Source organism: Anabaena catenula FACHB-362, from assembly GCF_014698735.1.
Lineage (GTDB): Bacteria > Cyanobacteriota > Cyanobacteriia > Cyanobacteriales > Nostocaceae > Anabaena > Anabaena variabilis_A.
Genome location: NZ_JACJTQ010000016.1, coordinates 1 through 23,571, shown reverse-complemented (window position 1 = coordinate 23,571; position 23,571 = coordinate 1). Strand labels below are relative to the sequence as shown.

Annotated in this window: 23 protein-coding genes; 9 read left to right on the top strand and 14 right to left on the bottom strand. The window is 41.0% G+C overall.

Features of this window, described 5'->3' with window-relative positions; all coding sequences use genetic code 11:
* Window positions 1-138 precede the first annotated feature (138 nt).
* Window positions 139-1,026 carry a carbohydrate ABC transporter permease gene (locus H6G68_RS12140; protein WP_190906882.1) on the bottom strand — a complete coding sequence of 296 codons (888 nt, stop codon included), beginning with the start codon at window positions 1,024-1,026 and terminating at the stop codon, window positions 139-141.
* 49 nt (window positions 1,027-1,075) lie between these two features.
* Here H6G68_RS12140 and purN point away from each other — a divergent pair, with 49 nt between their 5' ends.
* The 3 genes from purN to rdgB all read left to right on the top strand — a co-directional run bounded on the left by purN (window position 1,076) and on the right by rdgB (window position 3,909).
* On the top strand, window positions 1,076-1,726 hold the full coding sequence (gene purN, locus H6G68_RS12135) for a phosphoribosylglycinamide formyltransferase (protein WP_190906881.1): 651 nt from the start codon (window positions 1,076-1,078) through the stop codon (window positions 1,724-1,726).
* Between the two features lie 69 nt (window positions 1,727-1,795).
* Complete coding sequence (locus tag H6G68_RS12130; protein ID WP_190906880.1) at window positions 1,796-3,238, top strand: phosphoglucomutase/phosphomannomutase family protein; 1,443 nt, start codon at window positions 1,796-1,798, stop codon at window positions 3,236-3,238.
* Between the two features lie 92 nt (window positions 3,239-3,330).
* Window positions 3,331-3,909 (top strand): RdgB/HAM1 family non-canonical purine NTP pyrophosphatase, encoded by a 579-nt coding sequence (gene rdgB / locus H6G68_RS12125; protein ID WP_190906879.1) that lies wholly within the window; start codon window positions 3,331-3,333, stop codon window positions 3,907-3,909.
* Between the two features lie 99 nt (window positions 3,910-4,008).
* Here rdgB and H6G68_RS12120 read toward each other — a convergent pair whose 3' ends face one another.
* From H6G68_RS12120 to hetF, 4 genes are all read right to left on the bottom strand, one after another.
* Window positions 4,009-4,320 carry a HigA family addiction module antitoxin gene (locus H6G68_RS12120; RefSeq protein WP_190906878.1) on the bottom strand — a complete coding sequence of 104 codons (312 nt, stop codon included), beginning with the start codon at window positions 4,318-4,320 and terminating at the stop codon, window positions 4,009-4,011.
* 11 nt (window positions 4,321-4,331) lie between these two features.
* A complete protein-coding gene (locus tag H6G68_RS12115; protein WP_127052952.1) occupies window positions 4,332-4,631 on the bottom strand; it encodes a type II toxin-antitoxin system RelE/ParE family toxin in 300 nt (99 codons plus the stop codon).
* 161 nt (window positions 4,632-4,792) lie between these two features.
* Window positions 4,793-5,131, bottom strand: coding sequence for a P-II family nitrogen regulator (locus H6G68_RS12110; protein WP_016953382.1), 339 nt, complete (start codon window positions 5,129-5,131; stop codon window positions 4,793-4,795).
* 134 nt (window positions 5,132-5,265) lie between these two features.
* Window positions 5,266-7,746, bottom strand: coding sequence for a cell division protein HetF (hetF, locus tag H6G68_RS12105; RefSeq protein ID WP_190906877.1), 2,481 nt, complete (start codon window positions 7,744-7,746; stop codon window positions 5,266-5,268).
* Window positions 7,747-9,420: 1,674 nt separating this feature from the next.
* Here hetF and H6G68_RS12100 point away from each other — a divergent pair.
* Window positions 9,421-9,747, top strand: coding sequence for a thioredoxin domain-containing protein (locus tag H6G68_RS12100; protein ID WP_190906876.1), 327 nt, complete (start codon window positions 9,421-9,423; stop codon window positions 9,745-9,747).
* Here H6G68_RS12100 and H6G68_RS12095 read toward each other — a convergent pair.
* From H6G68_RS12095 to H6G68_RS12085, 3 genes are all read right to left on the bottom strand, one after another.
* Window positions 9,734-9,967 (bottom strand): hypothetical protein, encoded by a 234-nt coding sequence (locus H6G68_RS12095; protein WP_190906875.1) that lies wholly within the window; start codon window positions 9,965-9,967, stop codon window positions 9,734-9,736. The genes H6G68_RS12100 and H6G68_RS12095 overlap by 14 nt on opposite strands.
* Window positions 9,968-10,414: 447 nt before the next feature.
* Window positions 10,415-12,241, bottom strand: coding sequence for a S8 family peptidase (locus H6G68_RS12090; protein ID WP_190906874.1), 1,827 nt, complete (start codon window positions 12,239-12,241; stop codon window positions 10,415-10,417).
* A gap of 68 nt (window positions 12,242-12,309) precedes the next feature.
* Window positions 12,310-12,750, bottom strand: coding sequence for a BLUF domain-containing protein (locus H6G68_RS12085; RefSeq protein ID WP_190906873.1), 441 nt, complete (start codon window positions 12,748-12,750; stop codon window positions 12,310-12,312).
* Window positions 12,751-13,192: 442 nt separating this feature from the next.
* On the opposite strand from H6G68_RS12085, the gene H6G68_RS12080 reads away from it, so the two are divergent.
* Entirely contained in the window at window positions 13,193-13,609 is a 417-nt protein-coding gene (locus tag H6G68_RS12080) for a hypothetical protein (protein WP_190906872.1), read from the top strand.
* Window positions 13,610-13,715: 106 nt separating this feature from the next.
* On the opposite strand, the gene H6G68_RS12075 is transcribed toward H6G68_RS12080, so the two are convergent.
* Window positions 13,716-15,548 carry a PAS domain-containing sensor histidine kinase gene (locus tag H6G68_RS12075; RefSeq protein WP_190906871.1) on the bottom strand — a complete coding sequence of 611 codons (1,833 nt, stop codon included), beginning with the start codon at window positions 15,546-15,548 and terminating at the stop codon, window positions 13,716-13,718.
* 328 nt (window positions 15,549-15,876) lie between these two features.
* Here H6G68_RS12075 and thiD point away from each other — a divergent pair, with 328 nt between their 5' ends.
* Both thiD and H6G68_RS12065 read left to right on the top strand, forming a co-directional pair.
* Window positions 15,877-16,707, top strand: coding sequence for a bifunctional hydroxymethylpyrimidine kinase/phosphomethylpyrimidine kinase (gene thiD, locus H6G68_RS12070; RefSeq protein WP_190906870.1), 831 nt, complete (start codon window positions 15,877-15,879; stop codon window positions 16,705-16,707).
* Between the two features lie 117 nt (window positions 16,708-16,824).
* Entirely contained in the window at window positions 16,825-17,448 is a 624-nt protein-coding gene (locus tag H6G68_RS12065; RefSeq protein WP_190906869.1) for a hypothetical protein, read from the top strand.
* Between the two features lie 240 nt (window positions 17,449-17,688).
* On the opposite strand, the gene H6G68_RS12060 is transcribed toward H6G68_RS12065, so the two are convergent.
* Together H6G68_RS12060 and H6G68_RS12055 are read right to left on the bottom strand one after the other, a co-directional pair.
* A complete protein-coding gene (locus tag H6G68_RS12060; protein WP_190906868.1) occupies window positions 17,689-18,612 on the bottom strand; it encodes a hypothetical protein in 924 nt (307 codons plus the stop codon).
* A gap of 119 nt (window positions 18,613-18,731) precedes the next feature.
* Window positions 18,732-19,526: a type 1 glutamine amidotransferase gene (locus H6G68_RS12055; protein WP_190906867.1), complete on the bottom strand. Its 795-nt coding sequence runs from the start codon at window positions 19,524-19,526 to the stop codon at window positions 18,732-18,734.
* A 207-nt stretch (window positions 19,527-19,733) separates the two neighbouring features.
* Here H6G68_RS12055 and H6G68_RS12050 point away from each other — a divergent pair, with 207 nt between their 5' ends.
* Entirely contained in the window at window positions 19,734-20,135 is a 402-nt protein-coding gene (locus H6G68_RS12050) for a hypothetical protein (protein WP_127052933.1), read from the top strand.
* Between the two features lie 77 nt (window positions 20,136-20,212).
* On the opposite strand, the gene H6G68_RS12045 is transcribed toward H6G68_RS12050, so the two are convergent.
* Together H6G68_RS12045 and lepB are read right to left on the bottom strand one after the other, a co-directional pair.
* Window positions 20,213-20,998: an MOSC domain-containing protein gene (locus H6G68_RS12045; RefSeq protein WP_190906866.1), complete on the bottom strand. Its 786-nt coding sequence runs from the start codon at window positions 20,996-20,998 to the stop codon at window positions 20,213-20,215.
* Between the two features lie 183 nt (window positions 20,999-21,181).
* The gene (lepB, locus tag H6G68_RS12040; protein WP_190906865.1) at window positions 21,182-21,835 is read right to left on the bottom strand and encodes a signal peptidase I; all 654 of its coding nucleotides are present in this window, start codon (window positions 21,833-21,835) and stop codon (window positions 21,182-21,184) included.
* 247 nt (window positions 21,836-22,082) lie between these two features.
* On the opposite strand from lepB, the gene H6G68_RS12035 reads away from it, so the two are divergent.
* The gene (locus H6G68_RS12035) at window positions 22,083-23,402 is read left to right on the top strand and encodes a dihydroorotase (RefSeq protein WP_190906864.1); all 1,320 of its coding nucleotides are present in this window, start codon (window positions 22,083-22,085) and stop codon (window positions 23,400-23,402) included.
* On the opposite strand, the gene H6G68_RS26945 is transcribed toward H6G68_RS12035, so the two are convergent.
* On the bottom strand, window positions 23,345-23,571 hold a 227-nt coding region (locus H6G68_RS26945; protein ID WP_206757405.1), incomplete at its 5' end, for a hypothetical protein. The two genes, H6G68_RS12035 and H6G68_RS26945, sit on opposite strands and share 58 nt — an antisense overlap.

The window sequence follows — 23,571 nt, the reverse complement described above, 5'->3', positions numbered from 1 at the left end:
TCGTAATTCGTAATTCGTAATTCCTCCCCATCTCCCCATCTCCGCGTCTCCCCATCTCCCCATCCCCGCGTCTCCGTTTCCCCGCATCTCCCCATCCCCGCGTCAGCCCCAATTATAAGTCTTTCGGCGAAGACAATATTACTCATCTCTCCAAGTTCTTAACTGCAAGTAAACTAGTAACAAAGTAACAATTAACAACACCGTGGCTACAGCTGCGGCATAACCAAAATCAAATTGACCAAAAGCTTCTTGGTAAGTGTAATAAACCAGCAAATTAGTAGAATTTAAAGGGCCACCACCCGTAATCACATAAACAGGCTCAAAACTTCGCAATGTAAAAATAGCAGTCGTAACAGTAGCAAAGATTAAAGTCGGTCGTAGTCCGGGTAAAGTAATATGCCAAAATTGTTGCCAAGCATTAGCTCCATCTAATTCTGCTGCTTCATAACGACTAACAGGAATTGCTTGCAACCCAGCCAAAAAAACCACCATATTGAAACCTATTTGTTTCCAAATACTAAATAAAATGATGACTGGCATTGCCCAAAAAGTATCTCCTAACCAAGATATTTCGGGAATATCAAATATCTTTAAAAGCTCATTTACAGGCCCCGTATTTTGAAACAACCAGCGAAATCCCAAACCAGCCGCTACAAGAGAGGTAATTGAAGGTAGAAAATAAGCACTTCGCAAAATTGAGAGCCAAGCGAATGAGCGATTTAATAACACTGCTAGTCCCAATGGAATTACCAAACTGGGAACAAGGCTACCAAGAGTAAAATAAACTGTGTTAAAAATAACTTGCCAAAAGTCAGAGTTTAGTAACAAACGCCAATAGTTTTTGAAGCCAACCCAATGAATGCCGTTAGAGGTGAAAATACCCGCAGTAAAACTCAGATAAAACAAATAAGCAATTGGCCAAATTATAAACACTCCTAACAAAATCAGTGCGGGTGTTAGAAAAACCCAAGCAGCAACTGTATCATTATCTAGTAGTTGCAAACGGGAAGAACGGAATGTTTTCATGGCAATATTGGTGATTAAATGTTTATCTATGTGATTTTATCTACATTTTATGAGTCAAGATTCTCCCATTGATGCTGCTAGTCTGATTTCTCCTGATATTTCTAGCCAACAAATACAACTAGGCATTCCCTTGAAACTGGGAATTATGGCTTCTGGAAATGGCAGCAATTTTGAAATAGTTGCCCAAGCTATCGAGGAAGGAAAATTAAACGCCCAAATTCCAGTTTTAATTTACAATAATCCCGACGCTAAGGCAGCAGCAAGGGCAGCAAATCTAGGTGTGGAATCTGTACTTTTAAATCACCGGGACTACAAAAACCGCAAAGACTTGGACAGGAAAATTGTGCAGACATTGCGGCAGTATGATGTAGATTTGGTAATTATGGCAGGCTGGATGCGTCTGGTGACAGAAGTATTAATTGATGCTTTTCCTAACAAAATTATCAATATTCATCCCAGCTTATTACCTAGTTTTAAGGGGGTTCGGGCTGTAGAACAAGCTTTAGAAGCTAGGGTAAAAATTACTGGTTGTACTGTGCATCTCCTGTGTTTAGAAATGGACAGTGGCCCAATTTTGATGCAAGCAGCAGTACCTGTACTCCCAGATGATACAGCAGAAACACTTCACGCTAGAATTCAAGTTCAGGAACATCGAATTTTACCATTAGCGATAGCTCTAGCCGCTCAAACTCATTTGTAATTAACATCCTAATTACGTAATACCTTGTATAAATGCTAAAATCCTCAGTTAGAAATTTAGGATATCTCCATGCCAGTTTTAACTAATCCAATCAAGTTTGGTACAGATGGCTGGCGAGGCGTAATTGGCGAAGAATTTACCTTTGAACGCCTAGCCTTAGTAGCAACTGTTGCCGCCAAAGTGTTACATAACACTTATTTTTCTACCGTGGGTAGTCGTACAATCATTGTCGGTTACGATCGCCGCTTTATGGCTGAAGAATTCGCCCGTGTGGTTGTTGATTCTGTCACGGCTGCTGGCTTTGATGTACTATTTAGCGAAACTTATGCCCCAACTCCAGCATTTAGTTGGGCTGCTAAAGAACTCAATGCTTTAGGGGCGCTAGTGATTACAGCCAGTCATAATCCTGGTACATATTTAGGACTAAAAGTTAAAAGTGCTTTTGGCGGTTCCGTACCACCGGAAGTTACCAAGGAAATAGAAGGGCTGTTAACTGTGGATGTTCCACTTGCAGCTACCCCAGGGAAGGAAGAGAAGTTTGATCCCTGGCCAAGTTATTGTCGAGCATTAGAAGGTAAAGTTGATATTGACAAAATTAGGCAAGCAATAAAATCTGACAAATTAACATTATTTGTTGATGTCATGCACGGCGCAGCGGCTGGGGGGCTAGCAAGACTATTAGGTGAACAAGTAAAAGAAATCAACAGCAACCGTGATCCCCTATTTGAAGGTGGTGCGCCCGAACCTTTACCTAAATACCTTTCTCGGTTATTGACAGTGATTAAAAATCATGGGGAAACCCATAAATCAGGTTTAACCGTGGGGTTGGTATTTGATGGGGATTGCGATCGCATTGCAGCAGTAGACAAAGACGCTAATTTCCTCAGTTCCCAAATATTAATCCCCATATTAATTGACCACCTCACCCGCAGGCGTAACTTTACCGGCGAAATTGTCAAAACAGTTAGCGGTTCTGACTTAATTCCCCTTGTAGCTGCATCACTAAACTTGTCTGTATTTGAAACCGCAGTTGGTTATAAATACATTGCTGACAGAATGTTAGCTACAGAGGTATTACTAGGTGGTGAAGAGTCTGGTGGGATCGGCTACGGTAGCCATATTCCTGAACGAGATGCCCTCCTATCAGCATTGTATGTGTTAGAGGCTGTTGTAGAATCCGGTTTGGATTTAGGTGAATATTATCGCCTCTTACAACAACAAACTAATTTCAGTTCAACCTATGATCGCATAGATTTACCCTTAGCCAATATGGAAGTGCGAGGACGGTTATTGCAACAATTGCAAAGCCAACCTTTAACAGAAATTGCTGGTAAAGCAGTGATTGATTGCAAAACAATTGACGGTTATAAATTCCGCCTCGCTGATCAAAGTTGGTTAATGATTCGCTTTAGTGGAACTGAACCAGTTTTACGTCTTTATTGCGAAGCACCCACATTAGAACAAGTCCATCAAACCCTCGCTTGGGCGAAAACTTGGGCTGAATCTAATTAACAGGTAATGGGTAATGGGTAATGGAATCAACAAACAATTACCCCTTACTAATGACTAATGACTAATGACTAATAACTAATAACTAATGACTAATGAAAAAATTACTCGTAGTAGCTACAGGAAATCCCGGTAAGTTAAAAGAAATGCAAGCTTATTTAGCTGATTCGGGTTGGGAATTAACTCTCAAACCCGAAGATTTGGACGTTGAAGAAACAGGGGATACTTTTGCAGCAAATGCTTGTCTCAAAGCCTCTGAGGTTGCTATAGCTACCGGAAATTGGGCGATCGCAGATGATTCTGGTTTAAAGGTAGATGCCCTCAATGGTTCACCGGGTGTATACTCGGCTCGTTATGGCAATACCGATGCAGAACGCATTTCTAGGTTATTAGGAGAATTAGGAAATACAGAAAATCGTCAAGCCCAATTTGTCTGTGCAGTAGCAGTTGCAAATCCTGCGGGGGAAATAGTTCTGCAATCTGAAGGTATTTGTCGCGGTGAAATTCTTTATTCAACCCGTGGTGAGGGTGGTTTTGGTTATGATCCTATTTTTTATGTCCCAGAAAAGCAATTGACTTTTGCCGAAATGTCCCCAGAATTGAAAAAGTCAATTAGTCATCGTGGTAATGCTTTGAAAAGTTTAGTTCCGCAGTTGGTGAAGGTGTGGGGGTGAGGGGTTTTTGGGGTTATTCGTTTTTTTGAGGGAATGATTTTAACGAACCACGAAGGAGCGAAGGAAGCGAAGGGAAGAGGAAGAATAATAAAACTAATTTTACGCTACAACTTGCATATTCGTAGTTGATAAACGAGGAGAAACGGTTGCTTTAATTTCTTTACCAATCTTTTGTTCAGCCAGTCTGAGTTCATAATTTTTCTGCAAATTCATCCAAAATTCAGCACTAGTACCAAACCATTGTCCTAGCCGTAATGCAGTATCAGCAGTAATTGATCTTTTACCATTAATTATTTCAGTAATTCGATTTTTTGGGACATGAAGCAAACGAGCTAATTCACTTGCACTTATTCCTAATTCATGCAGTTCATCAGCTAGAATTTCTCCAGGATGAATAGGTGGACGCGCCATATTATTTTCCTTTAGTGATAATCTGTAATTTCTATGTTGAAAGGTTTTGGTTCATCATCTGGCCAATTAAAACAAATTCGCCATTTTTCATTAATGCGGATGCTGTATTGACCGTTTCTATCACCTTCTAAAGACTCAAAATGATTACTTGGTAGTAACATTAGATCCTTTTTGCTAGTAGCTGCTTCTAATATCTCAAGTCTTTTGTATGCTTGTCTAGCAAAAGCTTGAAACTCTTTTACCCTCTCACCTAAAGCGAATTCCTCCGTCCTTTTATCTCGATATTTTGGATATTTTTCTGACGGAGACATATCTTAAACAATGGTAGATGTTATGCGTTACGTAATCCATAACTTTTTCAGTTTAACACAATCAAACCACAAAAGGCGCTGCTGATGTTAGAGATGAAGAAAAATCTTGACGATACCTCATCCCCTAATTCAACAACGCCGATTCTCTAGAGATTCAACACTTACACCGCTTCTGTATTCTTTTCCCCAGTGCGAATCCGTACAACTTGCTCAACAGGGGAGATAAAAATCTTACCATCACCGATTTCACCAGTCCGGGCTGCGGCGATAATTTTATCAACCACCATATCTACTTGGTGATCTTCCACGACGATTTCCACCTTCAGTTTTTGCAGAAACTCAACCGTGTATTCCGAACCGCGATAGCGTTCAGTTTGACCTTTTTGTCGTCCAAAACCACGGACTTCAGAAATAGTCATCCCCACGATTCCCGCATTAACTAGGGCAATTTTCACCTCATCCAGCTTAAATGGGCGGATAATAGCTTCTACTTTTCTCATTTTTTCAATTCCTAACTTTTAAGAACGTCGTTTATATATCTAACCAGATTAGTTGTCTAAAGCTGTAACTATAGAGCTACTTGTTTAACTTGAGTTTGATGTATTTTATTTCACCACTGCTCAGGTGTCTAGACTCACTGACTCTGTTCTTGAAGGAGCGATCGCCAATCTGTAATAGCTTGTTCTGTCCACAGCCAATTCTGAGCCAATTTATCGATCGTAAAGTTGACTGGTTCGTTCTCAATCACAGTTTGACGCAGCTTAATGGCTTCTTTAATATATTGCCCTTGTTTGGCAGCAGATTGATTATTTGCAGATTTATACAAACCTAAGGCTAACCCCGCATAGGAAGTTAAAGCCTCCTGTGGCATAACTAGATTGGGAGATGGTGTTGCTGTCGAAATTGGATTCTGGGACTTGAGGGCTAAATTCAAAGCCTTGAACCAAGCATCATTAGCCCGATTGAGATTTCCCTCAGCATAATAAGCAAATCCCAAAGCATTATTATACAAAACAGAATCTGGCTGATCCCGCACGGCAATTTCCCAGTAACGACGGGCATCATCAATGCTATATTTTTTATCCGTTGTTTGAGCAAATTGCCAAGCTAATCGACCACGTAAAAAGTTGACAGATGGCTCATCAATTTGTTTAGCGGGAATCAGCGCCAAAGCAGTTTCTGCTGAAGCTAAAGCGCCACGATTCAGTAGTTCATCTACAGCATCCAGCCCAGGTTGTAAATTCCCTTGACTCAATTGTTCTGTAGCCGTAGCTGTGACAATTCCCGTAGGTGACTTTGTTAAGTCAATGGGTACTTGTTTACCCTTAACAAAAGTCTGAGTAGGAATAGGTGGAATTTCCGAAACTACCGACCTGCGATGATACCACCACCAATTTAAACCAATAATCAGTGCGATCGCACTTGCACCCACAATGCCCAAAATTGGCCACAACCGACGTTGACGGCGACGTAGTTGCTGCATTGGTGGTAATGTGGGTGGTAGCTGAGAATTTCCTTGATTTCCTACCACAATTGGAGCATTTGGCACAATTTCACTAGGCTTATCTACTAGCCATGCCTCTAAATCCTCATTCACCTGTGAAGGCGGGCTGGCAGGGCTATGATTGTCCCGTATTGGTGGCTCTAGTTCCTCAGTTATGGAAGTTTCTTCAGTTGGGGCTTGGGGATTACCTATCTGACGAAACAAATCAGCAACAATTGCCGAATCCTCATCATAACCGGGGTTATCATACTCAATCTCATCCAAAAGATCCCCCCACGTATCATCCCCTAGCCAATCTAACTCCGAAGCATCCCGTCCTAAACCAGAGGGCATGATATCCTCCATAGCTAAAGGCATTTGGGGATCATCTGTCACCCCCGAATACATCGAATTAGCAGATGTTCCCAGGGATGACTGATATTCATTGAGTACCTCAGAACTGGCAAACAAACCAATTTGCGGGGTGAGAAAGCCTTCAAATTCCCGCTGGAGATACAACATCGGTAAAGCCCAGTACATCTGGTGAGAACCATAGGCAGAAATTAAGCCCTGACGCACCCTACTCACACACAAATCCAAGGGATAGCCTTGGCTTAAATTGCGGTAAAACAATTGTGTTAAAGTCAGCGCCACTTCATCAGGAATCCGTTCTGACATGGCCAAAACGCTCCTCAGACCTCTTTTCACCAAGCTTTCAGTTAGGTTGCGTTCTCCCGTCTCCCCAGAGGTATCAGACTTAGCTCTGTATGCTCCCAAGCAGGAGTTAAACACTGCCATTTGGATATTATTATTCACCAGCAAGCCGGCTAAATCATCACCGCTGAGGGTTTCTGTTAAGCCAGTTCTGCGACTGACTAGATAAATTTCCCCCCCATTCGCCCCCAAGTTACTATGACCAGAGTAGTGCAGAACATGATATCGTCCCTGTTCTAGGGCTTGGGTTAACTCTTCTCTTCCTGGTTGATCGAGGATAGTCAGTTCAATTTCTGGGACATAATTGCCATTTTCAGTCCGGGAGCTTTGGCGATGAAGTTCTGCTTGCAGGTCAATCGCTTCTTGCTTGAGCAAATCAAGACGCACTTGATCAGTGGGGGAAGAAATGATCATCAACACCTTCACTCCACTTTCTTCCTGTGGGGTGGGAAGGTTGCGTGTTGGGAGTCGTGATGTGGAGTGAATTCCGCTTTGATAACGCGAAAAAGTGATATAAGGCCCAGTAGCTAAAGGACGATCACCTGCGTGCATCACTTCCCAAGGTAAACGCGCTAACCTAGTATCTTTGAGTCCCAAACGCAAACGCAGTACCTGTTGCTGATTCTGGGCAATTCCTTGGGCAGTAATCCAACTATCTCTAAGAGTTCCTTGAAATAGTGCATTATACAATTGCTGACCCAGCGCCACCAAGTTCACAGAGTTCCTAGCAATGACATCACCCTGTAACACTAGCTGTAATGGGTCATTCATCAAATGTCCTGCTGCCGCTAACCACTCAGCGACCGGCCAAGTCACCAGTTCTTCTGCCAATGGCACCCCAGGCGCGACTTGTTCCGTCCGCACCAAGTAGTCATTTTGCCCTACTGGAGTTACGGAAATGTGAAATTCCTGGGTCACAACTTCTCCTGTTTGCCTCCTAAATCCACTTTAAACTACGAAAGTCTTTAGTCTGGGTTTTCCGCTTGCTGATAATCTAGATGCTTATTGTCACGGAATGTTTCTGATTCGGCGTGGTTTCGCTTGTTTTGCTGATAGAACTTTATCCGGATGGGATTACTTCAGACTAGAACACTTTATTGGTAGATGCACCTTGATCTTCAACTCCCCTGGTAGGCTAACACCCGCCTAGGGGTTTTTTTAATTTTGGCAAAAAAAAGTAATCTCTGACCCAAGAATTTCTTCTCACACAATAGTAATTTCAAATCCTGATAACTAACTCCCCTAACCAGCTAACAACGACAGGAATTTTTTCCGTAAGTGCCATACAGCGACATTTGGGCAAATTCATCCGGAGCATAGTGGTTCAACTCAGAACGTTTAATTGGTAGATGCACCCTGATAACTAATCTCCCCTAGCTGGCTAACACCTCTGGGGGTTTTTTTTGAGTTCACAAACAACAAATAACGAAGATACAACCCAATTGATCCGGAGCATGATATTAAACTCAGAACATTTAATTAGTAGATGCACCCTGATAACTAATCTCCCCTAGCTGGCTAACACCTCTGGGGGTTTTTTCTTGAGTTCACACACAACAATAACGAAGATGCAACTCAATTTTTCCGGAGCATGACATTAAACTCAGAACATTTAATTAGTAGATGCACCCTGATAACTAATCTCCCCTAGCTGGCTAACACCTCTGGGGGTTTTTTCTTGAGTTCACACACAACACCCATGATGCACTTTAATTGTTCCGGAGCATGACATTAAATCCAGAACATTTAATTGGTAGATGCACCCTGATAACTAACCTCCCCTAGCTGGCTAATACCACTAGGGGTTTTTTGTGGTTCAGATCAATCATACTACCGCTCAATAAAATCTAGATTAATCTCCAAATTATTGTTTATACTTGGTCTAGCACTACAGAAATCAACGGTAATTGATCAGGATTGAAAATCCAGAATCCAGGATAAATAAGACTTTATCTATACTTGATCTGAAGTAATTGCACCTTAAAGCCAGTAAGCCAAGCTAGATTTGTATAAATTTAGAGGTAGCTTTTTCACACCTTAATTCTCAAAACTTTATCCGGATATTGTCAGTTAAACCAAGAACATTGAATTGGTAGATGCACCCTGATTACTAACTCCCCTAGCTGGCTAAGACTAACTGGGGGTTTTTTCTTAAGAAATAAAAACCAACTGACTGGGGAAAAATTATCCGGAGGATTGTGCCACACCTGAGAACATTGAATTGGTAGATGCACCCTGATAACTAAGCTCCCCTAGATGGCTAACACCTACTGGGGGTTTTTTCTGGATAAAAGCTGGTTTTGGATACCATCTGATTCACACTGGGCTGTAGCAATATTATTTTTTTAGTTGCTACTTGCTCTCTTGCCACCAGTCTAACCCTGTTTGGTGCTAAAGGTAAAGCCCCGTTTCTTTCCTGCTTTCATTCTATTTTGATCCGAAGCTATGACTCCAGAATGATCGCCGCGATATATAATAGGACTCTTAATTATTTTTATAGAATTAATGTCTTTGTGCAGTCTCTTGCCATCTGTTATTATTTTATGACATTACAAGAAATTTTTACAAGAAAGCTAGAGATTCTACAGCGATATGAGTTTATCTGTGATTAAGTTCTCCTCAGAAGACTGCGGCATCTGCCACAAGATGTCTTTTTATGACAAAAAGGTGGTTGAGGAACTGGGTTTGCTATTTATCGATGTGAAAATGCAGGATACGGCGACTTATCGCCAATACCGCCAGATTTTGTTACGCCAGTATCCTGATAAATCACAAATGGGATGGCCTACCTATATTATCTGTGATTCACCTGAAGCCGAATTTCAGATTATCGGTGAGGTTAAAGGGGGACATCCCAAAGGGGAATTCAGAAGTCGGATTCAAGAACTGTTAGATTCTACTGCTGCTAATCAGAACTAATTAGCTCAAAGGATTTTACCTCTAAAACAGGACCAATCATGGCAATTGTCATGACATCTTCCCGTACCTTTCCTGTAACTTTGGCTTTTTGTCCTGATTTGAGTAAGCTTTTATCAGCACCTTTGAGTATTTCGTAGGTAACGCCTTCGTCTGTAAATAACGCCCATGCGCCCATACCAATATTACGACGTTCAATAGTACCTGTAACTGTAATAGTCATAAATTTGTTAGTTGTTAGGGAATAGGGAATAGGGAATAGGGAATAGGGAATAGGGAATAGGGAATAGGGAATAGGGAATAGGGAATAGGCAAGAGTAAGTAATTATCCCTCTTTTGTCACTTTCCGAGTTTTCCTATTAATAAAAAGTTTTCAAGAGACGCAATATCAATTAATTGAGGTTTTTGTAGTTGAAATTTCTTGATTTGGTCATCTTGTGGAATTTCTATTAAGAAATAACTGAGCTAACACCTGCCAGACAACAGTTACAGTATTTTGAAATTGTAGGACTTTTCGGAGAGTGACAGAACAGGGTTATAGCCGTGGACAGGGTGGTTAGGACATCAATTGATAATGAAACTCCCACTACAAGAGGGTTTTACTCCTGACTCCTGACTCCTGACTCCTGACTCCTGCTATACCACTTACCCATTACCCATTACTTATTATTTAAGCTGTTTGTTTCTCATCTTTTAATGCTAAACGTACCAGCCCGTAACAAAGTAGGGCATTAACGATGAGGAAAATACGGGCTAAGTTACCATCTCCTAATCCCCAAACTGCGGGATCATAAATGGCACTGACTGTTAAACAGGCGGCTATTCCCAAACTTGAACCAATAGCAAACCATTTCCAATTGGGATGTCCTAACAGTAATACTATCAACGTCAGGGGAATTAGCACAGAAGCAAAGATGGGATTTAAAGCACCTGTTCCTTGTATGCTATTGCCTAGTTCGGGAATGGAACTACCCAAAACCCGGAAAGGCCATTGAGGAAGATCAAAGATATAAATTCCTTTGAGGAAGAATAACCCAGAACTACCAAAAATTAACCCACTGGATAAAGACCAACTCCAAGTGAAGGGGAAGTAAACCCGTAAGAACCAAGCGAGGAGATAAGAACCTACTACCATGAATATTTTAGGTAATAGTGCGATCGCTCCGCCATCTATCCAAAAGCCAGGGTTGATATAGCCGTTATCCCGTAACCACCGGAAGAAATCGGGAAAACTGATTTGTCCTTGGGTTGCCAGTTTAACTGCGGCTTCGGCGTTAAGTTGTCCAGCGCCATAATAGTTCAAACCGTCATCTTGAATAACTCTGGCTGATTGTTGGAGAACTTTTAAAATTTCATCTGTGTCTGTAACTCCCGCAGCTTTAATTAATGCTGCCACACCAGCAACGTGGGGGGAAGCCATGCTGGTTCCTTGGAGTCCTAAAAATACACCTTCGCCATTTTCGTCAATAGTTTCTTGGAGAATTCCCCCGGTTTCACTCCCCCCAGGGGCTGATATATCTACACCAGCACCATAGTTGGAATATTCTGCTTTTTCTCCATCTGGGCCAAAGGCGGAAACGCCAATTACATGGGGGTAACGGGCTGGATAACTAGCCCCATTAGTACTTTCATTTCCGGCAGCGGCAATGATGACTACACCTTTTCTGTGGGCATATTCGATGGCTTCTTTCATCAGTTGGCTTTCACCACCACCACCTAGACTCATGTTAATCACGTCTGCGCCTTTATCGGCGGCAAATTTGATGGCTTCGGCAATATCAGCAACTGTTCCTGAACCATAGGCATTTAGCACTTTTAAGGGCATGAGGCTGGCTTCATAGGCGACTCCAGCTACACCATAGTTGTTATTGGTGGCTTGGGCGACTGTACCAGCAACATGGGTTCCATGTCCGTTGTCGTCGTTGGCTGCTTCGGTATCGTTAACAAAGTCGTAGCCTTTAACGAATTTTGTCTCGGCTAAGTCGCGGACTTGGGTAATGCCTGTGTCAATTACAGCGACTTTAATACCGCTACCTTTACTCAAATTCCACGCGCCTTCTATGCCGATTTTGTGCAGGTTCCACTGTTTGCTGTAATATTGGTCGTTGGGGCCAATTAATGAAGGATTGACTGGTTCGTTTGCTGATGCTGTGGCTTTACCTTCGGGAACTGTTTTATAAATGTAATTTGGCTCGATGAATTCTGTGGCTTTGGCAAAGGGAGATTTTCTGAGGTTTTGCAGCCGTTGGCGATCGCCTTTGATAATATACACATGATCAACTGCTGAAAATTGATTATCCAGTTGAGGTGTGACATTATACTGTTGAGCGATCGCTTGCAAATCCTTTTGAATGACGGTTTCTCCAATATCTTCCCGAAAATCTAGCAGAATTGTCTCAAAGTCACCTTTAGCTGCCAGTCCCTGAAAATTCAGAAACCCAAACACAGCAGCAGTCAGTCCGATGACAAACAAGCACAATAATATAAGTTTTTTCATCACCGCTTCTTGTCAGTTTGCTCACTACGATAACTCATAATAGAGAGTATGAGGTATCGTCGCTGCCATCAAAATGAAGCCGCTTGCTCATATAGTGTAGCCAGTGCTTGCATGAGGTTAAGACACTGCTGTGAAGTCATGGTGTGTGGTTGTAAGGTAGTAGATGCAGAATACTTTAAAATCAAATTTCTCACTTCCTGAGAGTTTAAATTGCTAATGTTTACTGCTTTCATAGACCAGATCCCAAAAAGACGACTTTCGATGGGGATACATTCAATCAATTCCGGTGTATGATGTCGCGTGTCAAGGGCAATGCGATGGTAAGTTTTACTAACTATTGTGCGATCGCCTTCCAATATCTGCAAAAATACCGAATCACCATAACAGAGTAGTCCTGTAATCCCTTCAGATTGGTTATTTTTCTCGGATTTCTCCATGATATCTTTGAGATCGTGATACCCCAGATCAGATTTTGCATAACTACTGTAAACAAGACGGTATAAATTCATCGTTGCTCCTAATCGTTTGGTATAATAGCTTTATTGCCTATTAAGTTGGAATTACAGCCATCTCAACACCAATATTCCTGATCAAATTTTGAGTTGTGAGTTACTTGTAATTACTGAATTTGCTAGTATCTAATACATTAGATTTGTTAGCTATATTAATATTGCATATAGCGGTGTGCAATTGAGTGAAATCAGAAATAATTCTGGAACTCATTTTCCACTCAGGACTTTGGTGTTCTGATCTAATCAAGAACCGTTATAATTTCAAAGGATTGGTCTATTTATGCCAAACTATATTTTTCAATGGGTGTTTGGCAGATTTTAGAGTCTGAGTATTGATGGGGAAGATGGGAGAGATGACGATAAACTCTACCCTTTTGCCTGTTTTCTAATTAGAAATTACGTTAGCGAAGCTCCTCTGAAAGAGGCATTACGAATTATTATGGAACGTGGTCTTTTATGGTTGCCTTTATTAGTAATATTTTTCTGGTTAGCGTGGCAAGGTTCACAGGAATATCAGAAACTTGAAGCTTATCGAATTTGGGCAGAACAATTTGAACGCTCTAAATATGATATTTATGCAGTATTAGCTCAAAAAGGTAATGATATCACTTGGGGAAAACCTACAACTAAAGGCCCAATTGCATTAGAAACTTTTTCTTTATTGGATGTTGAAGAAATTCATTTTTTGGTAAATGGTAATGCAGTAGATATAGAAAATCCACCCGAAAAAGGTCGTCAAATTGAATTAGAGTTTTTATTGAATACTGCTAAATCAATTCGTGTTCCATTTACAGAAGTTCCCTTAGCAGCAGAATGGGGTAAATTTTTGCACAAGTCTTTAGCAAAGCCGAGTTAAAGATTAAAATCCGGCAATTCAGAAACTTTGAATTATGGCAGTTAGTAGGGTAATAAGAAACATTAGTTTATCAATTTCAAAGTCAAACGGTATGAATATTTAGAATTTAGACAGACTTGTTTTGATGAAGGGGAATCAAAATTATAAACTCCGTTCCTTGTCCAAGAGATGAAATAAAGTTTAATGTTCCCCCATGTCGTTCCGTAATAATCTGATAGCTGATAGATAAACCTAAGCCAGTACCTTTACCTATCTCTTTGGTCGTGTAAAAAGGGTCAAACAACCTTTGCTTAACTTTTTCTGATATACCCACACCATTATCAGCAATTCGGATAATTACTTGTAGAGGATTTGGCATTTCCGTGGAAATGCGAATCTGAGGAATGTCTGGAGTATGTTTTGATCCTTCTGTGGTTTTCGTATTGACTATTGAATCTTCTAATGCATCAATAGCATTAGCTAAGATATTCATAAATACTTGGTTGAGTTGTCCAGGGTAGCACTCTACTAAAGGCAGATTTCCATATTCTTTAGTCACCATGATTTTTGGTAAATTAGCTTTAGCTTTGAGGCGATGTTTTAATATCATTAATGTACTGTCAATACCCTGATGGATATTAGTAAGCTTTAATTCAGCTTCATCAAGACGGGAGAAGGTGCGTAGGGAAGTAATTATTTCACGGATACGTTCTGCACCAACTTTCATAGAAGAGATCAGATTTGGTAGGTCTTCCATCAAAAAGTCAAGGTCAATATGTTCTATTTGTGCTTGAATTTTTGAGATAGGATCAGGGTAGTGGATTTTATAAAGCTTGATTAACTTCAACAATTCTTGGGTATATTCATGAGCATGGACGATGTTACCATAAATAAAGTTAACTGGGTTATTGATTTCATGAGCAACTCCAGCTACTAATTGACCCAAAGAAGACATCTTTTCACTCTGGATAAGTTGGGTTTGGGTGTGTTTAAGTTCTTGCAGCGTTTGCTCTAATGCTAATTTTTGCTGTCTGAGTAGAGCTTGTGATTGCTGTTGAGCTTCTTCTGCGAGCTTACGTTCGGTTATGTCTCTTGTAATACCTTGCAATTCTACAACTTCACCATCAGCATTAAGTATAGGTGAGCTATTGGAGAGAATCCATTTGTAACTACCATCCTTGCATTTGGTTCGTAGCTCAAGTCCAGCTTGCTTTTTACCTGTTTGCACAATTCGGTCAAAAAAGGCTGAACAGACTTCTAGATCATCAGGATGAATTATGGGTGCGAAGGGATTACCAATGAATTCTGAGACTTCATGCCCGAAAATATCCGTGAAGTTGGGGGAAAGATATGTTAGTGTTCCATCTGGTAAAAATGAGTAAATCACATCATTAGCATTTTCTACCATACTCCGGAACTTAGCCTCACTTTTTGCTAAGGCAGTTTCCGCTTCTTGATAAGGGGTAACATCTTCAACCATTGACAGCACACCAGTCAGCTTACCATTGGAGTCAGTTAAAGGAGTGTTGTACCACTTACAGGTAATAATTTTGCCTTCTTTGGTGATATTTCTATTGGTAGAGCGAATTCCCCCCTGTTGCTGTAATAGGTCTGATAAAATTTGATTTACTAATTCTCTGGAACTTTCAGGTACTATCAGTTCTATAGCATTGCAATTGAGTGCCTCTTGTTGAGTATAACCAAAGATAGCTTCAGCCGCAGGATTCCACCGGGTTACTTCAAAAGCTGTATTCCAGTAAATCACTCCCAATGGATTACGCTCAACTAAAATAGATAATTCTTCTTGTGATTCTTTGAGTTCTGCTTTAGTGCGCTGAAAGTGAACCCAGAGCTTATACTGCTGTTTGATGGAACGACTGGAAAGGGAGAGGGCTGTTTCTAGTCGCTCAACATAATTACGTAAGTTAGTTAATTCTTCTTGCAGTACTTGTGTAGACATACTGAATTATTCATTCCTATTAATATTTTAAGATGGTCATTTAACTAATTCAGGGGGTTTAAGTAAAGAACTTCTATAAGCGGCAAGTATGTTAGGCTGAGTCTCTCTTACAAAGTTCAGATCGCCGGTTTCCGGCGCTCCGACTTGGCGCTAAATCTCCGTTACAATACTTAATTACGAATTATTTTAAACCTTGTTTTTATTTTTGTAGTCAAGCTATTTTTTTCAAAACATCGGTAAATTTTGAAAATACCCAGATAATTAGAGAATACAACAATTAATTTCTAAATTTCACTAATAGACCTGTCCGAAAAAGCGGAAAATTTTTATGAATACAGTCAAAATCTTAACAGTACCCGTTGCTTTAACTATTGCCGGTTCTGATAGTGGTGGGGGTGCGGGAATTCAAACCGATTTAAGAACTTTTGCTTTTCACTGTGTTCACGGTACGAGTGCTATTACTTGTATTACAGCCCAAAATACCGTAGGTGTGAAGCGAGTTGATGCGATCGCTTCTGAGGCAGTTGTAGCGCAAATTCAGGCGGTGGTAGAAGATATTGGTGTGCAAGCTGCAAAAACGGGAATGTTGCTGAACCAGGAAATTATTTCGGCTGTAGCCCAGCAAGTAGCAGCTTACAAAATTAATAATTTAGTAGTTGATCCTGTGATGGTATCACGGACAGGAGCGCAATTAATTGATGATGATGCGGTGCAAACCCTGCGGAATACTCTAATTCCCCAAGCAGCTATTATTACACCAAACCGCTATGAAGCGCAGATTTTAAGCGGTTTAGAAATTGCTTCATTAGAAGATATGCAAGCAGCAGCAGAAATTATGCACAGGGAATTAGGAGTAAAGGCTGTTTTAGTCAAAGGTGGGGGAATGTCTGGGAATTTGCGGGGGGTAGATGTGTGGTTTGATGGGGAAAGGTGGGAAACTTTAACAACCAAGCAAGTAGAGACAAAAAATACTCATGGTACTGGTTGTACTCTATCAGCTGCTATCGCTGCTAATTTAGCTTTAGGAAAAGACCTGTGGACAGCAGTGCAACAAGCGAAAGACTATGTAACCACTGCACTCACTTACTCCCTCAATATTGGCAAAGGCCAGGGACCTGTAGGACACTTTTTCCCGTTGTTGCAAATTCATGGTATCTAGTACAAGGAAGCAGATTGGATGTGTAACAACTTATTCTTGGGTATAGTCTCCGGGATAACTTTACTCTGATAGTATATTTTGTTAATCTAAAGACCTTATTTTGATACTAATATTGAGATGCGAACAACTACAGGTCATGTTCACAGTCAACCACCTACCCCCAGCTACTCCACCTCTGTACCCCTTTATGTGTACCGGGAATTAGCAACCGAGTTACAAACAGTACAGAACAAATTAGATGTAGTCACCACTCATAATCAGAAATTAGCCCAAGAAAATCAAATCCTACGGCAAGAAATTCATAAAGTCGTTCAGTCTTGTTTAGAATTGCAAAAGTTGGTGGCATCTTCTGCTACATCTGCTTCTCAACCAGCCCCCCAGAAGACAGAAGTAAAATCTACACCCAATTCTCAACCAGTAAGCCGTACTAATACAGAGAAAAAATCTGCACCTAAGCCCCCAGTTGCAGCCGCACCTCCACGTCAGCCCGTTTCTCGTCCAGCTAAAAAAAGCCGACGTGAGGTTTTCTCTGTACCTATGATGGATATGAATTTCCCAGTATCAGAAGCAGTATTTATAGAAGAACAGGAAGTACGCTATTATGCCACTCCAGAGTCACAGTTAAAGGGACTGAGTGGCTGGTGGTTAGTGATGACTATTGTTTTAATTATGGTGACTGGTTTTGGTGCTGGGTATTTAGTTGTGCGTCCTTTGTTGCAAAACCAGAATCAGACTCGTTAGCTATAGCAGGAGGCAGAGGGCAGGAGGCAGGAGGGAAAGCCTTATTATATCTAAGTTTCAAGGATTAATAATGTCCTAATTATCCTGGCTACAGCTATATCTGAAATATTGGCAATATGATTAAAGCTGTTGTTGGGTAGCGCGATCGCTTAACCCAACCTACGATGTTGCTAAATGAAAAAAGACTTTTAAAACATCCTTTGAACACAATCAGGTTTAATTTACATTAAAACGCTCCGGCTATTTGTCTATTTCTCCTTCAACGCCTGGGGCAGTTTTTTTCAGAATTGGTTTTTGAGGAGGATTGCTAGTAGGCTCCTGTCGGTTATCCTGTTTAGATACTGGCATTACTGTAGGTCTATCCTTTCTGGATGCTTGTAATGCTGTAGCTTTATCCTTTTTAGACGCTTTGAGAAATTTGGGTGCAGTTTCTTGGGGTAAAGCTAACAGCGCCACAAAACCGAAGACATTTCGTTGGGGTAAAAATTTGGCCTTCAGGGAGACAAAAACTGGTCTTCCTTGGTCTTGACTTTTATCTGCTTTAGGATTAAATCTAAACGGCCGGACTGGTGCATCTTTCCACAACAAAGGCAGATGGCTGGATTTCATAAATTTCACCTTTTTGGCTGGTTCTGCCTGTTTGATATATTCCAGCCTTTCACGAGTAAAGTTACGGAAAACAGAGATACACGGAGTAGGACAGACAGGAATAAACTGCCATAGTCCTGAGAATTTGAACTCTAGGTCTTCCAACTCCCCAGAAATTGTGTGTTCTTCTTTACCTGTATCAAAGCCAACCAGTTGAAAAGCGATGCTGTGGGGTTGCTCCTTTTTGGGGAAATGAATTACCTTGGGATAAACAACCAATCTGTAAGTATGGTTGCCAGTATTTTCTATTTCTTTGGTAAGAGCATCGAATACTCTCCGTTTTTGGGGAATATAGAAAAGTTGGTATTCGGAGCGACCGATGGTAATTGTGTTTTTGCCATCAGCATTTAAGTTGACTTCCCCAACAATTATCCCAATAGCTTGAAATATCGCTCCCGAATCTTCAATATCTTGCTGTTGATCGGTGTCAAGGTTGACTGGTTCCTGGTCAGATGGGGCTTGAAGTTCAGGAACAGGAAGGGTAGGCTCATTAGGTTCAGGGTTGTTAGATGCCATAATTTTTATTCTTTTGACAGAGGGAGAATTCTTTGAGCCGTAAGTATTTGACACGCTGATCTGAATTCTACAGGCGCGATCTTATCACACTCCAAATTTGGAAGCACTGCAACAAGCATTTAACAACTCACCTTCAACCGCTTGAACATAGCTAACCGTCCTTGCATCGCCAAGGTATCATCTAAGGGTGTAAGTTGAATTTCTTGTTGATACTTTAACCGCAGGGCTGTTTGAATTAACCAATCGGCAACAAAGGGATTCTTGGGCAACAAAGGTCCGTGGGAATAGGTAGCAATGGCATTTTGATAAAATGCGCCTTCTGTTCCATCTTCACCATTATTACCCAAACCGTAGACTACACGCCCCAAAGCTTCCACTTTCCCTAGTTTAGTGCGTCCACCGTGATTTTCAAAACCGACTAAATAGGGTTTGGTTCCAGTCATTGCTTCCAGTTCTTGTGCGAGACGAGAGGCTGTAACTTCTATAACTAAGTTACCAATACAACGTTTGCTATTTTCTCCAGGATGAATAGAAACTAAATCTAATATTCCTAAACCTTCAATTCTCTGTCCAAACCCCGGTTCGTAATAATGTCCTAGAAGTTGGGGAGAACCACAGGTAAAGACTCCTGGTGTGCCATTTTCGATTTTTTCCCGCATTGCATCAGCTTTTGCCCCTTGTAAGTCGCGCATGACGATTTCTTGCTGACGGTCTTGTGCGCCTCCACCGACGATCACATCTACTGATCTTATATCTTCTGCGGTGGAGTTTTGGTCTAGGGGTAAAACGGTGACGTTGTATCCCCGCCATTGGGCGCGGCGTTCTATAGTGATCACATTTCCGCGATCGCCATAGGTACTCATTAATTTGGGATATAGCCAACCAATAATAATTTCCATCTGTGCAGAATTCATAAAATTAATGTGGGTTCAATGTTACCTTATTTTTTCTATTTCCTCTGTCTTTTAGCTATTTTGTATTGTATGCAACAGTTTTTTTGTTACTTTGTCCTGATAATGTCTAAGGGGTTCAGCAGAAAGTCGCGCTGTTTCTGTTGAGATTACAGAAAACATCAGATTTATTCAACAACCAAATAAATTAATTAATCAACTAATAAATATATGGATTGTAAAACCGCTACTTTAGTTTATCAAACGGAAAATCATCTCGAAAAAATTAGGGAGATTTTTCCTGAAGCTTGGCAATTTTTAGAAGAACAAGCTTTTGCTTATGTGCAAGGTAAAGCACACGATTTTGATTCCGCAGTCAAAGCTTTAGTTGGGAAAACCAATTTTAAGTTTAGAATGGTTCACCGCGATGATCAAGACCAATTAACAAAAGATTTGGGTGAGTTATTGGGTGATATCACTTCTCGCTTATTACTCGAAAAGCATTTTTCGGAAGTTGTTGGTCAGAGAGTTTTCTTTAGTACAATTTGCTGTAGTAGTCATCTTACTACCGACCATGAATTAAGTTTGGAGGAAGTTTTACCTCTCCAACGTGCCGCAGTAAAACTGCAATAAACCCATTAAGATGCAGCTGTATAGAATAAAATTTTCAGCACAATCGCCACAGATGAAATAATTAGTTTAATTCTATATTACTGTGGCAAAATTTGGACTTTACTACCAACTTGCAAAGTTTTTCCAACTTCTGATGTAGGTACTTTAGTATTCACACTCAATCTGTAAAAATGATTAAATCGGGATGCAGCTACCCACGGGGGCATAGTTGCTTGACGTTTTTGCACAAATATTTTTTGAAAGTTGGGGTAAACTGCTCCTAAGTAAGAATTGCGAGTGGGGACTATACAACGTTGACAAGAGTTTACCCCAAAAAAAAGTACATCTCCCACTTGAAAAGAGACGGTTTCTCCCTCAGCAGTAAACAACCTATCTTCCCAAAACGCAGGTACACCATCAATTTCTATATTGGCACGCATCCGGCGACGCATTTCATCTACACTCACACCAGGGAACCAAGAAGCTACTTCGATCAAGGTTGCTGTACTAATCACAGTTGCACCTGGTGACTCTGTGTCATCGGGAAAACCCATATTGGTGTTTTGCTTCAATGTGACAGCAAACCCGAAGAAATTGCTTAAAGTTGCTTCTATTCTTTCCTGTTCTTCATCAAGATGAAAAACTTGTGGTGAATTGCTACTGGGGATTTGTAGGTGAACAAATCTGTCTTCTAAAGAAAATTCTGCCCGTAATGAATGGATTTTAGCATGACGCTTGCCATTGACAAACCTGTTTTGTTCGTCAAAGATGGCAAACTCGCGGTCATACTGAAGTGCGCCACTAGGTAGAACCGTCGCTGCTTCTACTTCCACACCATCCAATGACTTAATTGGATACAGTAAAATCTTAGCTAAGTGTGACATTAAAATAATTCGTAATAGTGCCTACGGCAGGCTACCGCCAACGTAATAGTGCTTCCAGTCCCGCTAGGGATACGTAATTAAGTTTTGTAACGTAGATTTAGCGCCAAATCGGAGCGCCAGAAATCGGTAAAAATTATCACATTTACCGCCATAGTAGAAGGCTATGGCGGAAGTATCTATAATTTAAGGATTTGCAGAAGGGTATAAGGGCGACTTATCCAGAGTTCCAATATGATTCAGAGGCCAGAAACGAACTATGGCACGACCAATAATATTTTTCTGAGGAACCAGACCCCAACAACGTCCATCATAACTACTCGCACGGTTATCACCTAAGACCAAGTATGCATCAGGTGGAATAGTTTGGGGTGTAGCTAAGTAAGGCGGTTGCTGACCTGATGTGCAAACATCAGTCACTGTAGCCTGAGAAGAGGATAGGTAATTATTTTCCTGGAGAGCTTTATTGTTAATATAGACTTTGCCATCTCTGATTTCTATTTTTTCTCCAGGTAAGCCGATGATACGTTTAATGAAGGCATCCTGGTATTGTTCTTTTTGTAGTTCCTCCGTTGGAGAAAATACTACTATATCTCCTCGTTCTGGCTTAGTAAATTTATACTTCACCTTATCGACAATAATCTTGTCGGCTTCCCACTGGTTTGGTGTACCATGCAGTGTTGGTTCCATTGAACCAGAAGGAATCCAACGTGCTTCGGCAACAAAGGTACGAATTCCCAAGGCGAGAAAGACACTCAAGATAATCGTTTTACCTAGCTCTACGATCCAGGAATTATCGGGTTGTTGGCTAGAGTTGTTATCAGACACTTGATTTTGCATGAAATTACTTAAGTTTAAAGGTAACAGGCAATTACTTAACTCATCGAGGGAGACTTTATTTATTAATCTTAACGAGAGAAGCTTGTTTTCCTAACAAGATGACATGGAGACAAAATGATTCATAAATATGAAAATAAACTTTTTTTCACCGGTAGTGCAAATTGACTATTGCCTGGGCAACTGAGTTTACCTTAAAAAGAAAGTTATCTATCATCAATAAAGCTCTCTACTTAACGCTGGTAAATCCATGTCATCTCCAAAAAGTTTACTAATTCGCCAAGCACGCTTGATTCTACCCAATGGTGAGTCGATGATTGGGGATGTGCTGACTCAGGGGCGGCAAATAGTCGAGGTAGCTTCAAAAATAGCTCCTACGATACCTACCCAAGAGATTGACGCACAGGGGTTAACTTTGTTGCCAGGGGTAATTGATCCGCAGGTGCATTTCCGGGAACCGGGACTTGAATACAAGGAAGATTTGTTTACTGCTAGTTGTGCTTGCGCGAAAGGAGGTGTTACTTCCTTTTTAGAAATGCCCAATACAAGACCTTTGACCATTACACAGCAAGCTTTAGATGACAAACTAGAACGTGCCTCAAATAAGTGCTTGGTTAATTATGGCTTTTTTATTGGCGCTACGGCTGAGAATTTACCAGATTTACTTTTGGCAAAGCCGACACCGGGAATTAAAATTTTTATGGGGTCGATGCATGGTGACTTGCTGCTGGACGAAGAGGAGGCACTGGAAGCGATTTTTGCCCAAGGCAAGCGCTTGATTGCTGTTCATGCTGAAGATCAACAGAGAATCAAGCAACGTCGTCAAGAATTTGCTGGGATTGATAATCCTGCGGTGCATTCTCAAATTCAAGATAATCAGGCTGCACTATTAGCAACGCAATTGGCCTTAAAACTTTCTAAAAAATACCAACGTCGATTACATATTCTGCATATGTCTACGGCAGAAGAAGCCGAGTTATTGCGTCAAGATAAACCAAGTTGGGTAACGGCGGAAGTAACGCCACAACATTTGTTGTTGAATACCAGTGCTTATGAAAAGATTGGGACTTTCGCGCAGATGAATCCACCATTGCGATCGCTCCACGATAATGAAATACTCTGGCAAGCTTTAAAAGATGGGGTAATTGATTTTATTGCCACTGACCATGCACCACATACCTTAGAAGAAAAGGCGCAAACCTACCCTAACACCCCTTCCGGAATGCCGGGGGTAGAAACGTCCCTGCCTTTAATGTTAACGGAGGCCATGGCAGGACGGTGTACTGTTGCCCAAGTGACTAATTGGATGTCTAAGGCTGTAGCTGTAGCTTATGGTATTCCTAATAAGGGAGAAATTACCCCTGGTTACGATGCTGATTTAGTGCTGGTAGATTTAAACACTTACCGCCCAGTTAAGCGAGAAGAACTTTTAAGCAAGTGTGGTTGGAGTCCTTTTGAGGGGTGGAACCTGACTGGCTGGCCTGTTACCACTATTGTCGGCGGTGAAATTGTCTATGACAAAGGCCAAGTAAATACGCAAATTCGCGGACAGGCTTTAACATTCTCATAAAAAACCTCACGGGAGCTTGGAAACTCAGTGGCTTTAGCCCTGGGAGGAAAAGCGACTCGGCAGGCTTTAGCCTGCTGTGTCCCTGTATTGATTAAATCAAGCTTTCGCTGTAAAGTATCAACTGTAGCGAAAACTTGACTATGTACCTGACGCAAAAGAATCAAATCAG

Bases quoted from the DNA above. Each gene is read 5' to 3' on its own strand.
- H6G68_RS12140 (WP_190906882.1), bottom strand. From the start codon at position 1,026: ATGAAAACATTCCGTTCTTCCCGTTTGCAACTACTAGATAATGATACA.
- purN (WP_190906881.1), top strand. From the start codon at position 1,076: ATGAGTCAAGATTCTCCCATTGATGCTGCTAGTCTGATTTCTCCTGAT.
- H6G68_RS12130 (WP_190906880.1), top strand. From the start codon at position 1,796: ATGCCAGTTTTAACTAATCCAATCAAGTTTGGTACAGATGGCTGGCGA.
- rdgB (WP_190906879.1), top strand. From the start codon at position 3,331: ATGAAAAAATTACTCGTAGTAGCTACAGGAAATCCCGGTAAGTTAAAA.
- H6G68_RS12120 (WP_190906878.1), bottom strand. From the start codon at position 4,320: ATGGCGCGTCCACCTATTCATCCTGGAGAAATTCTAGCTGATGAACTG.
- H6G68_RS12115 (WP_127052952.1), bottom strand. From the start codon at position 4,631: ATGTCTCCGTCAGAAAAATATCCAAAATATCGAGATAAAAGGACGGAG.
- H6G68_RS12110 (WP_016953382.1), bottom strand. From the start codon at position 5,131: ATGAGAAAAGTAGAAGCTATTATCCGCCCATTTAAGCTGGATGAGGTG.
- H6G68_RS12100 (WP_190906876.1), top strand. From the start codon at position 9,421: ATGAGTTTATCTGTGATTAAGTTCTCCTCAGAAGACTGCGGCATCTGC.
- H6G68_RS12095 (WP_190906875.1), bottom strand. From the start codon at position 9,967: ATGACTATTACAGTTACAGGTACTATTGAACGTCGTAATATTGGTATG.
- H6G68_RS12090 (WP_190906874.1), bottom strand. From the start codon at position 12,241: ATGAAAAAACTTATATTATTGTGCTTGTTTGTCATCGGACTGACTGCT.
- H6G68_RS12085 (WP_190906873.1), bottom strand. From the start codon at position 12,750: ATGAATTTATACCGTCTTGTTTACAGTAGTTATGCAAAATCTGATCTG.
- H6G68_RS12080 (WP_190906872.1), top strand. From the start codon at position 13,193: ATGGAACGTGGTCTTTTATGGTTGCCTTTATTAGTAATATTTTTCTGG.
- H6G68_RS12075 (WP_190906871.1), bottom strand. From the start codon at position 15,548: ATGTCTACACAAGTACTGCAAGAAGAATTAACTAACTTACGTAATTAT.
- thiD (WP_190906870.1), top strand. From the start codon at position 15,877: ATGAATACAGTCAAAATCTTAACAGTACCCGTTGCTTTAACTATTGCC.
- H6G68_RS12065 (WP_190906869.1), top strand. From the start codon at position 16,825: ATGCGAACAACTACAGGTCATGTTCACAGTCAACCACCTACCCCCAGC.
- H6G68_RS12060 (WP_190906868.1), bottom strand. From the start codon at position 18,612: ATGGCATCTAACAACCCTGAACCTAATGAGCCTACCCTTCCTGTTCCT.
- H6G68_RS12055 (WP_190906867.1), bottom strand. From the start codon at position 19,526: ATGAATTCTGCACAGATGGAAATTATTATTGGTTGGCTATATCCCAAA.
- H6G68_RS12050 (WP_127052933.1), top strand. From the start codon at position 19,734: ATGGATTGTAAAACCGCTACTTTAGTTTATCAAACGGAAAATCATCTC.
- H6G68_RS12045 (WP_190906866.1), bottom strand. From the start codon at position 20,998: ATGTCACACTTAGCTAAGATTTTACTGTATCCAATTAAGTCATTGGAT.
- lepB (WP_190906865.1), bottom strand. From the start codon at position 21,835: ATGCAAAATCAAGTGTCTGATAACAACTCTAGCCAACAACCCGATAAT.
- H6G68_RS12035 (WP_190906864.1), top strand. From the start codon at position 22,083: ATGTCATCTCCAAAAAGTTTACTAATTCGCCAAGCACGCTTGATTCTA.